This is a genomic window from Pseudomonas sp. 1, from assembly GCF_056626735.1.
The window spans coordinates 32490-44838 of sequence record NZ_JBWXMQ010000029.1 but is presented as its reverse complement, the minus strand read 5'-3'; the positions used below and the strand labels follow the sequence as shown (position 1 = coordinate 44838).

The window sequence follows — 12349 nt, the reverse complement described above, 5'->3', positions numbered from 1 at the left end:
GCTTGATAGCGGGGCTTTTTATTGCCTCCGGGAAAGCTGACCGTCCGTCGGCCAAGGTCTGAAAAAAATTCGCCAAGGTCGTTGTGGGGACAGTTTGAACCGCTAAAGTCGGCATGATGGACTCGACCGTAAGGGGCAAAACACAACGGTCATCTATTTGTCATGACGGAACTGCACTCTGAATCCGTCCGCATACAACAGGTTGATAACAACAAGGACGACTTGAATGCCTACACAGAATCCTCACCGTATCGTCGGCTTATGCACTTCGAGCAAGGTCTACAACACCCTGACCGAACTCAAGCACCTGGAAGGCCACCGCACGGCGAAATTTCTCTCGCTGCTGGCGGAAAACCTGGTACGCAAGGGCTTTCTCAACGAACACGAGATCATGCACATGCTCGATCAAGTGGTGGATTGAGCCAGCCCTCACTGGCATCAATGACCACTATCGAAAGCGTTGATTGTCCCTGAAACGGCCAATTCCCTAAGGTAGCTCCACAGATTGATGGAGGTACTTTTCATGGCTCAGGTTCAAATCATGTCCGTTATCGGTAGCGCCGTTCCCGCATCGCTCAGAGAGTTGGGCCTGCTCGCCTGCTGGTATCTGGTGCGCGACGGCGAGCCCGTCAGCGGCCCGCTCACGTCCTTGCCAGCGGCGCAGGCGCTGTCGCAACAACTGCTCAACGACCCGTTCAAGGCTTAAGGCAACTGCACTTTTGGTCTGGTTTCGATGAACAGCGCCCAACTCGACATGAACAATGCAGCGATCAGCGGCCCGATCACGAAACCATTGAGGCCAAACACCGCCATTCCGCCCAACGTCGAAATCAGGATCATGTAGTCCGGCATCCGGGTATCCTTGCCCACCAGGATCGGGCGCAGCAGGTTATCCACCAGACCGATCACGAACACCCCGAACAATCCCAGCACCACGCCCTGCCAGATCATCCCGCTGAGCAGGAAGTAAACGGCCACCGGCGCCCAGACGATCCCCGCACCCACTGCCGGCAACAGCGACAGAAATGCCATCAGCACCGCCCAGAGCAACGCACTGGGAATGTCGAGAAACCAGAATATCGCCCCGCCCAAAGCCCCTTGAGTAATCGCGACCACGAGGTTGCCCTTTACCGTCGCGCGCACCACGCGGTTGAACTTCAGCTGCAAACGACGCTTGTGATGTTCTTCCAGCGGTATCGCCATGCGCACCTTGCGCGCCAGATCGGCACCATCGCGCAGAAAGAAAAACAACAGGTACAGCATGATGAAGAAACTCACCACGAACTCGAAAGTGCCCTGGCCGAAACTGAATGCCTGAGTTGCCAGTACCTGGCTGCCCTGCATCGAAGCCTTGACGATCTTCTCGCGCAAGGCATTGAGTTCGCCCAATCCGAAGCGGTCGAGAAGGTGCTGAAAGTACGGCGGCAGACTGTGCTTGAACTGCGCCAGATACGCGCCGATATCGAGCTTGCCGCTTTCGATGTTGTCGTAGAGCGTCGCCCCTTCCTGCACCAGCAGTACGCCGATGACGATCACCGGCAGGATCGCGATCACCAGGCAGATGCTCAAAGTACACAGCGACGTCAGGTTGCGTTGCCAGCCGAATTTCAATTGCAACCGGCGTTGCATCGGCGCAAACAGGATGCCAAGTATCACCGCCCAGAACACCGCGCCGTAGAACGGCAACAGGATCCAGATAAAGGCGACCGTCACCAGCAATAGCAGCACGGTGAGGGATTTGAATTGCAGACTCTTTTGGTTCATGTCCGGTCCAGGTCAGTCAGGCGCCACCCGCGCCCGTCCCGTTTAGTCAACCAGCGTCGGCGCGAGTGCCCTGTTTCTTCATGGAGCATAGATCCAGATCAATAAACCCTCGGTGCAACTGCTCTACCCTGCCGCGCTTTTGCGACCGACGCCGCCATGACGACCTCTTTCACCCCCGAACTGCTCGCCCCCGCCGGCACCCTGAAAACCATGCGTTACGCCTTCGCCTATGGGGCTGATGCGGTGTATGCCGGCCAGCCGCGCTACAGCCTGCGGGTGCGCAACAACGAGTTCGATCACGCCAATCTGGGGCTCGGCATTCGCGAAGCCCAGACCCAGGGCAAACGCTTCTACGTGGTGGTCAATATCGCGCCGCACAACGCCAAACTGAAGACCTTCCTCAAGGATCTGGCGCCAGTGATCGAGATGGCGCCGGACGCGCTGATCATGTCCGACCCCGGCCTGATCATGCTGGTGCGCCGACACTTTCCGCAGATGCCGATCCACCTGTCGGTGCAGGCCAACACGGTGAACTGGGCGAGCGTCGAGTTCTGGCAGCAACAGGGGCTGAGCCGGATCATCCTGTCCCGTGAACTGTCGCTGGAAGAGATCGGCGAAATCCGCGAACAGGTGCCGGGCATGGAGCTGGAAGTGTTCGTGCACGGCGCACTGTGCATGGCCTATTCCGGCCGCTGCCTGCTCTCGGGCTACATGAACAAGCGTGACGCCAATCAGGGCACCTGCACCAACGCCTGCCGCTGGAAATATTCGGCGCAGGAAGCCACGGAAAACCAGCTCGGCGAAATCGTGCAGACCTTCGAACCGCAACCGACCCTCGGCCTCGGCGCCCCCACCGATCAGGTATTCCTGTTGCAGGAAGCCAACCGCCCCGGCGAGCTGATGCCGGCATTCGAAGACGAGCACGGCACCTACATCATGAACGCCAAGGACCTGCGCGCGGTGCAGCACGTCGAGCGCCTGACCCGCATGGGCGTGCACTCACTGAAGATCGAAGGCCGGACCAAATCGCACTTCTATTGCGCACGCACCACCCAGGTCTATCGCCGGGCCATCGACGACGCGGTGGCCGGCCGCGAGTTCGACCGCAGCCTGATGACCGATCTTGAATCCCTCGCCCAGCGCGGCTACACCGAAGGTTTCCTGCGCCGCCATGTGCATGACGAATACCAGAACTACCAGAACGGCAGCTCAGTGTCGGAGCGTCAGCAGTTTGTCGGCGAACTGACCGGCGAGCGCCGGGATCGTCTGGCCGAGGTCAAAGTGAAGAACCGCTTTGCACTGGGCGATCACCTGGAACTGATGACACCCAAGGGCAATTTCCATTTTGATCTGCATGAGTTGCAGAACCTCAAGGGCGAAACCATCGACGTAGCCCCGGGGGATGGGCACACCGTGTATCTGCCGATTCCGGATGCGGTGGATCTGCGCTTCGGCTTGTTGATGCGCGATCTCGGCGCTGTTTAGTCGCAGCTATCGAACCGGCGGCTTCAATTCGTGGCTGAAAACCGATCACGACTGTTGGTCAGGTGCAGCCACATCGCCGCGCGCGCCGCGTCGGGGTCCTGACGCTTGATCGCGTTGAGGATCGCTTCATGTTCGAGATTCGCCAGTTGCCCGAGCTTGCTCAAATCCACCGCCCCTCGCTCGGCCGCATTGACCCGAGTGCGCGGGATCATCGCGCTGCCCAGATGCTGCATGATTTCGGTGAAGCAGACATTGCCGGTGGCTTCGGCAATCAACAGGTGGAAGCGCCGATCGGCCTCGACGCAACTGTCGTTGTTGGCCAATAGACGCTGGTAGTCGTCCAGCGCCTGACGCATCTGCAACAGTTGCTGTTCGGAACGACGCTGCGCGGCCAGCGCTGCTGCTTGCGTCTCCAGCCCCATGCGCAATTCAAGAATACTGCGCACCCCCAGCGCGGTGTCGACGTTCAGCCGCAACCCCTGCTCCGGCACGCGTTCGATCACGAAGGTGCCGATGCCGTGCCGCGTCTCCACCAACCCCGACGCCTGCAATTTGGAAATCGCCTCACGCACCACGGTGCGGCTGACGCCGTGCTCCTGAACGATCGAGTTCTCCGACGGCAACTTGTCACCGGGCAGCATCTGGCCGAGCAGGATGCTCTGGGTCAGTTTCTCCACCAGGTCATGGGCCAGGTTGTGAGCGCGTTTACGGGCGGGGGCGTCGAGGTCTTCTTGCATGGTCGGATCCGGTGAACGGGGCATTCCGATCGTAGCACTGCAGGCGAGGACTTGTATGAGCTCTATGATTTCAAGCGCTCAACTTGTATGACAACAAACGTTTTTCGTTTGAGAACTTTCAATCCTTTCACGCCACCACTCCACATTTACTGGGTTGGCACTCCACAGTTCAACCCCGCAACCACCCTTTAAAGCCCAATAAATACGGCACTTCGAATCCAGAAAAGAATAAAAAACCTTCGTCGTAGATAAATTTGATTGAGCGCCCCCACTTGTAGGACAAAAAAACGCAGTTGTATGATGTCTATCAACAACGCAACATCCAGCCAAACCCCGCATAAAAATAACGAGTGGGAGAAAACCAAGTGAAATCATCCATTGCCGGGATGAACGAGGGCGCCAATTCCGCGCTGTCCTCCGCCATTGCCAAAGTCAAACGCCACGTCCTGCCGCTGTTCGTCATCATGTTCATCGTCAATTACATTGACCGGGTGAACATCGGCTTCGTCCGCACCCACATGGAACACGACCTCGGCATCGGTGCCGCGGCCTATGGTTTCGGTGCCGGTCTGTTCTTCATCGGTTACGCGCTGTTCGAAGTCCCTTCCAACATGCTGCTGCAAAAGGTCGGCGCACGAATCTGGCTGACCCGCATCATGCTCACCTGGGGCCTGGTGGCCGCCGGCATGGCGTTCATCCAGAACGAAACCCACTTCTACATCCTGCGATTTCTGCTCGGCGTGGCCGAGGCCGGATTCTTTCCCGGAGTGATCTACTACTTCACTCGTTGGTTGCCGGGAGCCGAGCGCGGCAAGGCAATTGCGATTTTCTTGAGCGGTTCGGCGGTGGCCTCGCTGATTTCCGGCCCGTTGTCCGGCTTGCTGTTACAGATCGAAGGTCTGGGCATGCACGGCTGGCAGTGGATGTACTTCATTGAAGGGATGTTCTCGGTCTGCCTGTGCGTATTCGTGTGGTTCTGGCTCGACGCCAAACCCCACGACGCCAAGTGGCTGACCCGCGCCGAACAGGACGCCCTGGTCAAGGCCATCGACGATGAACAGAAGGCCCGCGAAGCCGCGACGCCAATCCGGCCGTCGCTGGGCAAACTGCTCAAGGATCGCCAGATCATCCTGTTCTGCCTGATCTACTTCTTCATTCAATTGACCATCTACGCGGCGACCTTCTGGCTGCCGAGCATCATCAAGAAAATGGGCGAGATGAGTGACTTCCAGGTCGGCCTGTTCAACTCGATTCCGTGGTTGCTGTCGATCATCGGCATGTACGCGTTCGCCTCGTTCTCGGCGAAGTGGAAACACCAGCAGGCGTGGGTCGCCACGGCGTTGCTGATCGCCGCTGCGGGGATGTTCATGTCCACCACCGGCGGGCCGATTTTTGCCTTCGTTGCGATCTGCTTTGCCGCGCTGGGTTTCAAATCCGCATCGTCGCTGTTCTGGCCGATTCCGCAGGCCTATCTCGATGCGCGGATTGCCGCCGCCGTGATCGCGCTGATCAACTCGGTGGGCAATCTCGGCGGCTTCGTCGCCCCCACCACTTTCGGCTTGCTGGAACAACACACCGGCTCGATCCAGGGCGGCCTCTATGGCCTGGCCGCGACCTCGATCATCGCCGCCATCATCGTGTTCGCCGCCCGCATGACACCCAAATCCGCACCTGACGTCTCCGTGGCCGATACCGCGCCGAAACACGCTTGAAAGGACAACCCGACATGACCGCACACGACATCGCCAAAGCTCCGATCATCACCGAGATGCAAGTCATTCCGGTGGCTGGCCACGACGGCATGCTGCTCAATCTGAGCGGTGCCCACGGGCCGTTTTTCACCCGCAACATCGTCATCCTCAAGGACAACGCCGGCCACACCGGCGTCGGTGAAGTGCCCGGCGGCGAACGCATTCGCCAGACTCTCGAAGACGCCCGCAGCCTGGTGGTCGGCAACCCGATCGGCACGTATCAGAAGATCCTCAACCAGGTGCGCCAGACCTTCGCCGACCGCGATGCCGGCGGCCGTGGCCTGCAAACCTTCGACCTGCGCATCACCATTCACGCGGTCACCGGGCTCGAAGCCGCCCTGCTCGACCTGCTCGGCCAGCACCTCGATGTGCCGGTCGCCGCACTGCTTGGCGAAGGCCAGCAGCGTGATGAAGTGAAGATGCTCGGCTATCTGTTCTACGTGGGCGATCGCCGGGCAACCGACCTCGCTTACCGCAGCGAACCGGATGCCGACAACGACTGGTTCCGCGTGCGTCACGAGCAAGCCATGACCGCTGACGCCGTGGTGCGCCTGGCCGAAGCTGCTCATGCGCGCTATGGCTTCAAGGACTTCAAGCTCAAGGGCGGTGTGCTCAGCGGCGATGCCGAAATTGAAGCGGTGACAGCACTGGCCGAGCGCTTCCCCGATGCGCGAATTACGCTTGATCCAAACGGCGCGTGGTCACTGAAAGAAGCGATTCGTCTGTGTCGCGACCAGCATCATGTGCTGGCGTATGCCGAAGATCCGTGTGGTGCGGAAAACGGCTATTCGGGCCGTGAAGTGATGGCCGAATTTCGCCGCGCCACCGGCCTGAAAACCGCCACCAACATGATCGCCACCGACTGGCGCGAGATGGGCCATGCGATTCAGTTGCAGTCGGTGGACATCCCGCTGGCCGACCCACACTTCTGGACCATGCAGGGTTCGGTGCGCGTGGCGCAGATGTGCCACGAGTGGGGCCTGACCTGGGGCTCGCACTCCAACAACCACTTCGACATTTCCCTGGCGATGTTCACCCACGTCGCGGCCGCCGCACCGGGTGACATCACCGCCATCGACACCCACTGGATCTGGCAGGACGGCCAGCGCCTGACCAAGGCGCCGCTGCAAATCGTTGACGGCTGCGTACAGGTGCCGAAGAAACCGGGGCTGGGCGTGGAACTGGACATGGATCAGGTGGCCAAGGCCCACGAGCTCTATAAAGGCATGGGGCTGGGTGCGCGGGATGACAGCGTGGCGATGCAGTTTCTGATTCCGGGCTGGACGTTCGATAACAAGAAGCCGTGTCTGGTGCGCTAAGCCGGATTCACCGCAATACCCTGTGGGGTCGAGCTTGCTCCGGGCGGCGATCCGACGATGGCGGAGTGTCAGTCGATAAATTTTTCGAATTTGAGGCCGTCTTCGCGAGCAAGCTCGCTCCCACAAGGACGTTCACTAGTCTGAAATTTCCAGCAACCAATGCTTGAACGCTGCCATCGCCGAAGTCTCCGGCCGTGACTGCAAGCGCGTCAGCCAATAGCTGCCGGTGGTGATTTCGATGGCAAAGGGTTGGCGGATCAAATCCGCCGCCAGTTGCCGGGCAAACATCAACGGCGGCGCCAACGCTACCCCGCCGCCCTGCAGCGCCGCTTCCATCATCGCCAGCGACGAGTCGAACACAATGCTCTGGGGCGGCGCGGCATGCGTCGCCAGACCCGCCGCTTGAAACCATTCCGGCCACTCATCGGTGCGATAAGAACGCAACAAACGTTGCTGCAAAAGGTCCCCCGGCGTGTGCAACTGTCGGGCAATTTCCGGCACGCAGAGCACCGACAATGGCGCCTCAAGCAAACGGGTCGCCTCGATGCCGTGCCACGCCCCGGCGCCGAACCGGATCGCGTAATCCAGGCCTTCGGCGGCGACGTCCACCCGATTGTTGTTGGTCGACAGCCGCAAATCTATGAGCGGATGTTTCGCCTGAAAGTCCGCCAGCCTCGGCAACAACCAGCCCACCGCGAAGGTGCCCACCGCACCGACCGTAAGCATTTCCCGATATTGCCCGCCCGCCAGACGCTCGAGCATTTGCGCAATATGATCGAACGATGTGGTCAGCACCGGCAACAGGGTTTCGCCCTCACCGGTCAGCATCAGCCCACGGGGCAGGCGTTTGAACAGGATCACGCCGAGTTGCGCCTCCAGGCTTTTGACCTGATGGCTGACGGCCGCCTGAGTCACACACAACTCCACGGCGGCACGGGTGAAACTGAGGTGGCGCGCGGAAGCTTCAAAAGCGCGTAATGCATTTAATGGCAATTGAGGTCGAATCATGCCAAATCCCAAATTTTTCTAATGGCTCGTCCGAGATTTCATCGTTTGTCGAAAGACGCGGGACTGCCTAGATTTGCGGCGCTGATCAGCAACCCGATGAAAAAACGCTCGCAGTGTAGCGGGATAACACCATCAACACTCATGGAGAGTGGTTCAAGCATGTCTTCCATCAACCTGAACAAACTCAAGTCCTTCAGCGCTTTTGGACTCCTCTTCGGTGCAGCCACTTGCCTGGCCGCCCCGCAAACCGACGACCAGTTGCAAGCGCTGGTCAAGGCCACTGTGACGCCAGTCATGCAGCAACAGGACATCGCGGGGCTGGCCGTGGCCGTGACCGTCGATGGCAAGGCGCATTACTTTAACTACGGGGTCGCCGACAAGAGCACCGGGCAAGCGGTGAATGAAAACACCCTTTTCGAAATCGGCTCGGTGAGCAAAACCTTCACCGCAACCCTCGCCGCCTACGCCCAGGCCAGCGGCAAACTGCAATTCTCCGACAAGGCCAGCCAGCACTGGCCCGAGCTGAAAGGCAGCGCCTTCGACCACATCAGCCTGCTGCAACTGGGCACCTACAGCGCCGGTGGCCTGCCACTGCAATTTCCGGATGCCGCGGATTCTGCCGACAAGATGCTCGGCTATTACCAACACTGGAAACCGACGTTTCCGGCCGGTAGCCAGCGTCTGTATTCCAACCCGAGCATTGGCTTGTTCGGTTACCTGGCGGCGAAAAGCCTGGGCCAGCCATTCAATCAAGTCATGACTGAAACCCTGCTGCCGAAACTCGGGCTCAAGCACACCTACCTGTCGGTGCCGGCGTCTGAACAAAAGCTCTATGCCCAGGGCTATGACAAGAACAACAAACCGATTCGAGTCAGCCCCGGCGCCCTCGACTCCGAAGCCTATGGCGTGAAAACCAGCGCCGCCGACTTGCTGCAATTCGTCCAGGCCAACCTCGACAGCGCCAAACTCGAAACACCGCTGCAAAAAGCCATCGCCCTCACCCACACCGGCTACTACACCGTTGGTGACATGACCCAGGGCCTGGGCTGGGAACGCTACACCTACCCGATCAGCCTCGACCGCCTGCTGGACGGCAACTCGACGCCAATGGCCATGGAACCGCACAAGGTCAAATGGCTGAATCCGCCACAGCCTGAACCGGCGAACGTACTGCTGAACAAGACGGGTTCCACCGCTGGCTACGGCGCGTATGTCGCGTTCGTGCCATCGAAAAAAGTCGGGATCGTGATTCTGGCGAACCGCAATTATCCGAATGGAGAGCGGGTGAAGATTGCGCACAGGATTCTCGGGGAATTGACCCGGTAATCACGCCATAAAAAACGGGCGACCTGAGAAGGTCGCCCATTTTTCCTTTCTGTTCCCGCCTGAATCAGGCCTTCAATCATCCGGCATTTCCGGTGGCTTGGCCGGTTTGGTCGGCTTCGTCGGTTTTGTCCCTTTCGCGCCTTTGGCCGGGGCCGGTTCTGCAGCAGCCGGCGCCGTCACCACGGTGGAAGTGGTTTCTTTCTCGGCGGCAGGCAGCGCATCGATGGTGTCGAAAATTTTCTTCAGGTCGACCGTCGCGGCTTCCTCCCCCGAAGCCGACAGTTTGGTCTCACCATCCTTGCCCACCAGAAACACTTTCGGATACGCCCCGGCGCCCAGCTTCAGCGAGCGCAGCAACGCCATGGTCTGCTGCTGCTCCATGCTTTTGCCATCGACCTGACCGCTCATGCTCAGGATGGTGTAGACCTTGATCTTGCGGTCGGCGATGCCTTGTTTGTTGGCCGGGTCGTCCAGCGCTTTTTTCAGGCTGACCCAATAAGAATCGACCGTACTGGAAGCGATCACGATCACCGGGCGGTTAATGCCCTTGTCGACGTCCAGAGGGGAATCGCCGTCGGCGGCGAACAGGGGGCCGGCAATCGCCAGCAAGAGTGTCAGGGTCAGTGACCTGATGAGCATGCGCATCTCCTTTTGATATCCACGCTCTAATGATTGCGCATCGCGGCGATTGTTCCGGGTGGTGCCCGGCAAAAGTGTTTCGCCTTGCCCAAAGCTTAGGTCAGCACCGGTTTTGCGCAACCGGACGGGCGCGATCCTGTCGCCCGTTTGTTTACCTTTTATGACCGCGTCAGCCGGATGCTTGAGCCTTCGGGGTCATAGATGCTCGCCGATCAGAACGCCAGCTTGTAACCGATCAACACCAGCATCGTCGCCAGGCACGGGCGCAGCAGCTCATCGGAGACGCGGCCGGTCAGGTGGCTGCCGAGCCAGATGCCCGGCAACGAGCCCACCAGCAGGAAACCCAGCACGCCCCAGTCCATGTTGCCCATGCTCGCGTGGCCGAGGCCGGCGACCAGGGTCAGCGGTACGGCGTGGGCGATTTCGGTGCCGACCAGGCGGCGGGTCGGCAGCAGAGGATAAAGGATGAACAGCGCGACGGTGCCGAGGGCGCCGGCGCCGATGGAGGTCAGGGCGACCATGGTGCCGAGGATCAGACCGGTGATCACGGTCATGACATTCAGGCGCGCGCCGCTGGGGTTGTAGTTACCGCCGGCACGTTTGTGGGCGAATTCCAGCAGGCGCTTCTTGAACAGAATCGCCAGCGCGGTGGCGAACAGCACGAAGCCGAGTGCCTGCTTGATGATGGCGTTCATCGCGTCCGGCGCGGTGTGCAGGGTGCTGAGGAACCACAAAGTCATCGCCACCGCCGGGACACTGCCCAGGGTCAGCCAGCCGGTAATGGCCCAGTCGATATTCTTGTTTTTCCTGTGCACCAGCACGCCGCTGGATTTGGTGATGGCCGCGTACAGCAGATCCGTGCCCACCGCCGTGGCCGGATTGATGCCGAACCAGAGCAGGATCGGCGTCATCAACGAACCGCCGCCAACACCGGTCATGCCAACGATGAACCCCACCACCAGCCCGGCAATCACCAGGCCGAAATTTGCCAATTCCATGAAGACATCCAGAAGACAACAGGAAAAATCTGGCCCGCAGCATAGCGATTTTTCTTATAACCACCTATATCGATCCGATCTATCGTTATGCCATTTCTTGATTGTCAGTGCCGCCGCCGGCCCGGTTTGAAACTGTGGGTGCTGTTGAGCCAGACGGTAGCCAGTGCGATCAGCGACAGGATCAGCAACGCCCACGGAAACGACATCGCCCCTGCCCGGTCCAGCAGCAAGCCGCCAAACAAGCCGCCGCCGGCGATCGCCACGTTCCACGAGGTGGTGAGCATTGCCTGCACCACATCCACATGTTCCCCGGCAGCGTCCGCTGCGGCCGTCAGCAGCAACGTCGCCGAGCCGCCGAACGACAGGCCCCATACCGCCATGCACGCATACATCAGCCAGGGCGATGGGGCGACCAGTGCCAGCACCAGCGCGGTCACGGCAAACACCGCGAGACTGATCAGCGCCAGTCCGCGCAACCAGCGATCCACCAGCAGGCCGATGATCCAGATCCCCAGCAACGAACACAGGCCGAAGACCAGCAGTACCAGGTCAACCCGCTCGCCAAGACCGGCCTGCGTCAGAAACGGCGCGATGTAGGTGTAGAGAATGTTGTGGCCGAGCATCCAGGTCAGCACCACGAACAACACCGGGCGTACACCGGGCAAACGCAGCGACTGCATCAACGGCAACCGTTCGGCACGGGCCTGGCCGGGACGATCCGGCACGGCAATGACGATCCAGGCCGCCAGTACCAGCGCCAGTGCCGACATGATCCCGAACGAGGCGCGCCAGCCGATGACATTGCCCAGCCAGGTGCCGGCCGGCGTGCCCAGCGACAGGGCCACCGGGGTGCCGAGCATGGCAATCGCCAGCGCCCGACCTTGCTGATGCACCGGCACGATTCCGCGCGCGTAACCGGCCATGATCCCCCACGACAGCCCCGCCGCCATCCCGGCCAGAAACCGCGAGGCCAGGGTCAAACCGTAATAGCTGGAAAAGGTGGTTATGGTGTTGAACAGCAGAAACCCGCCGACTGTCATCAGCAGCACCCGCTTGCGCCCCCAGCCGCGGGTGGCGACCGTCAGCGGAATCGCCGCGACAATCGAGCCCAGCGCATACAGCGTCACCAGTTGCCCGGCCAGCACTTCGCTGACGCCCAGGCCGGCGCCGATCTGCGGCAACAGGCCGGCGGGCAGGGTTTCGGTGAGGATGGCGATGAAGCCGGTCATGGCAAACGCCAGCAGCGCGGCGTAAGGCAGTTTGTCCGTGCGGGCGGCTCGTTCCAGGTTCGAGTATTCGGCGCTTGCGGGGTCGGTCATGAC

The 12349-nt window shown here is 60.4% G+C and carries 12 protein-coding genes; 6 read left to right on the top strand and 6 right to left on the bottom strand.

All coding sequences use genetic code 11. The annotated features are described in order from the left end of the window. The first annotated feature begins 226 nt into the window (after positions 1-226). Both AC1MDC_RS27875 and AC1MDC_RS27870 read left to right on the top strand, forming a co-directional pair. Positions 227-421: a hypothetical protein gene (locus AC1MDC_RS27875; protein WP_480394129.1), complete on the top strand. Its 195-nt coding sequence runs from the start codon at positions 227-229 to the stop codon at positions 419-421. Positions 422-523: 102 nt separating this feature from the next. Beyond that, the gene (locus tag AC1MDC_RS27870; protein ID WP_085686588.1) at positions 524-706 is read left to right on the top strand and encodes a hypothetical protein; all 183 of its coding nucleotides are present in this window, start codon (positions 524-526) and stop codon (positions 704-706) included. Here the strand turns inward: AC1MDC_RS27870 and AC1MDC_RS27865 are convergent. Continuing rightward, positions 703-1764 (bottom strand): AI-2E family transporter, encoded by a 1062-nt coding sequence (locus AC1MDC_RS27865; RefSeq protein ID WP_480394128.1) that lies wholly within the window; start codon positions 1762-1764, stop codon positions 703-705. The genes AC1MDC_RS27870 and AC1MDC_RS27865 overlap by 4 nt on opposite strands. A 156-nt stretch (positions 1765-1920) precedes the next feature. Between AC1MDC_RS27865 and trhP the strand changes: the two genes are divergently transcribed. Next, on the top strand, positions 1921-3249 hold the full coding sequence (gene trhP, locus AC1MDC_RS27860; protein WP_480394127.1) for a prephenate-dependent tRNA uridine(34) hydroxylase TrhP: 1329 nt from the start codon (positions 1921-1923) through the stop codon (positions 3247-3249). A gap of 23 nt (positions 3250-3272) precedes the next feature. Here the strand turns inward: trhP and AC1MDC_RS27855 are convergent, their stop codons facing one another. Continuing rightward, on the bottom strand, positions 3273-3986 hold the full coding sequence (locus AC1MDC_RS27855; RefSeq protein ID WP_085703283.1) for a FadR/GntR family transcriptional regulator: 714 nt from the start codon (positions 3984-3986) through the stop codon (positions 3273-3275). 365 nt (positions 3987-4351) lie between these two features. Between AC1MDC_RS27855 and AC1MDC_RS27850 the strand changes: the two genes are divergently transcribed. Together AC1MDC_RS27850 and gudD are read left to right on the top strand one after the other, a co-directional pair. Further along, positions 4352-5698 carry an MFS transporter gene (locus tag AC1MDC_RS27850; protein ID WP_227232953.1) on the top strand — a complete coding sequence of 449 codons (1347 nt, stop codon included), beginning with the start codon at positions 4352-4354 and terminating at the stop codon, positions 5696-5698. Positions 5699-5712: 14 nt separating this feature from the next. Further along, entirely contained in the window at positions 5713-7056 is a 1344-nt protein-coding gene (gene gudD, locus AC1MDC_RS27845; protein WP_085698970.1) for a glucarate dehydratase, read from the top strand. Between the two features lie 135 nt (positions 7057-7191). Here gudD and AC1MDC_RS27840 read toward each other — a convergent pair whose 3' ends face one another. Then, a complete protein-coding gene (locus tag AC1MDC_RS27840; RefSeq protein WP_227232954.1) occupies positions 7192-8064 on the bottom strand; it encodes a LysR family transcriptional regulator in 873 nt (290 codons plus the stop codon). Positions 8065-8223: 159 nt separating this feature from the next. Between AC1MDC_RS27840 and ampC the strand changes: the two genes are divergently transcribed. Continuing rightward, positions 8224-9390, top strand: coding sequence for a class C beta-lactamase (ampC, locus tag AC1MDC_RS27835; protein ID WP_480394126.1), 1167 nt, complete (start codon positions 8224-8226; stop codon positions 9388-9390). A 72-nt stretch (positions 9391-9462) separates the two neighbouring features. Here ampC and AC1MDC_RS27830 read toward each other — a convergent pair whose 3' ends face one another. The 3 genes from AC1MDC_RS27830 to AC1MDC_RS27820 form a co-directional block, all read right to left on the bottom strand. Next, the gene (locus tag AC1MDC_RS27830; RefSeq protein WP_085698964.1) at positions 9463-10029 is read right to left on the bottom strand and encodes a DUF4174 domain-containing protein; all 567 of its coding nucleotides are present in this window, start codon (positions 10027-10029) and stop codon (positions 9463-9465) included. A gap of 212 nt (positions 10030-10241) precedes the next feature. Continuing rightward, on the bottom strand, positions 10242-11027 hold the full coding sequence (locus AC1MDC_RS27825) for a sulfite exporter TauE/SafE family protein (RefSeq protein WP_011335062.1): 786 nt from the start codon (positions 11025-11027) through the stop codon (positions 10242-10244). Positions 11028-11131: 104 nt separating this feature from the next. Further along, the gene (locus AC1MDC_RS27820) at positions 11132-12346 is read right to left on the bottom strand and encodes an MFS transporter (protein ID WP_480394125.1); all 1215 of its coding nucleotides are present in this window, start codon (positions 12344-12346) and stop codon (positions 11132-11134) included. Positions 12347-12349 lie beyond the last annotated feature (3 nt).

Bases quoted from the DNA above. Each gene is read 5' to 3' on its own strand.
- gudD (WP_085698970.1), top strand. From the start codon at position 5,713: ATGACCGCACACGACATCGCCAAAGCTCCGATCATCACCGAGATGCAA.
- AC1MDC_RS27855 (WP_085703283.1), bottom strand. From the start codon at position 3,986: ATGCAAGAAGACCTCGACGCCCCCGCCCGTAAACGCGCTCACAACCTG.
- AC1MDC_RS27840 (WP_227232954.1), bottom strand. From the start codon at position 8,064: ATGATTCGACCTCAATTGCCATTAAATGCATTACGCGCTTTTGAAGCT.
- AC1MDC_RS27865 (WP_480394128.1), bottom strand. From the start codon at position 1,764: ATGAACCAAAAGAGTCTGCAATTCAAATCCCTCACCGTGCTGCTATTG.
- AC1MDC_RS27820 (WP_480394125.1), bottom strand. From the start codon at position 12,346: ATGACCGACCCCGCAAGCGCCGAATACTCGAACCTGGAACGAGCCGCC.
- ampC (WP_480394126.1), top strand. From the start codon at position 8,224: ATGTCTTCCATCAACCTGAACAAACTCAAGTCCTTCAGCGCTTTTGGA.
- AC1MDC_RS27870 (WP_085686588.1), top strand. From the start codon at position 524: ATGGCTCAGGTTCAAATCATGTCCGTTATCGGTAGCGCCGTTCCCGCA.
- AC1MDC_RS27825 (WP_011335062.1), bottom strand. From the start codon at position 11,027: ATGGAATTGGCAAATTTCGGCCTGGTGATTGCCGGGCTGGTGGTGGGG.
- AC1MDC_RS27830 (WP_085698964.1), bottom strand. From the start codon at position 10,029: ATGCTCATCAGGTCACTGACCCTGACACTCTTGCTGGCGATTGCCGGC.
- AC1MDC_RS27875 (WP_480394129.1), top strand. From the start codon at position 227: ATGCCTACACAGAATCCTCACCGTATCGTCGGCTTATGCACTTCGAGC.
- trhP (WP_480394127.1), top strand. From the start codon at position 1,921: ATGACGACCTCTTTCACCCCCGAACTGCTCGCCCCCGCCGGCACCCTG.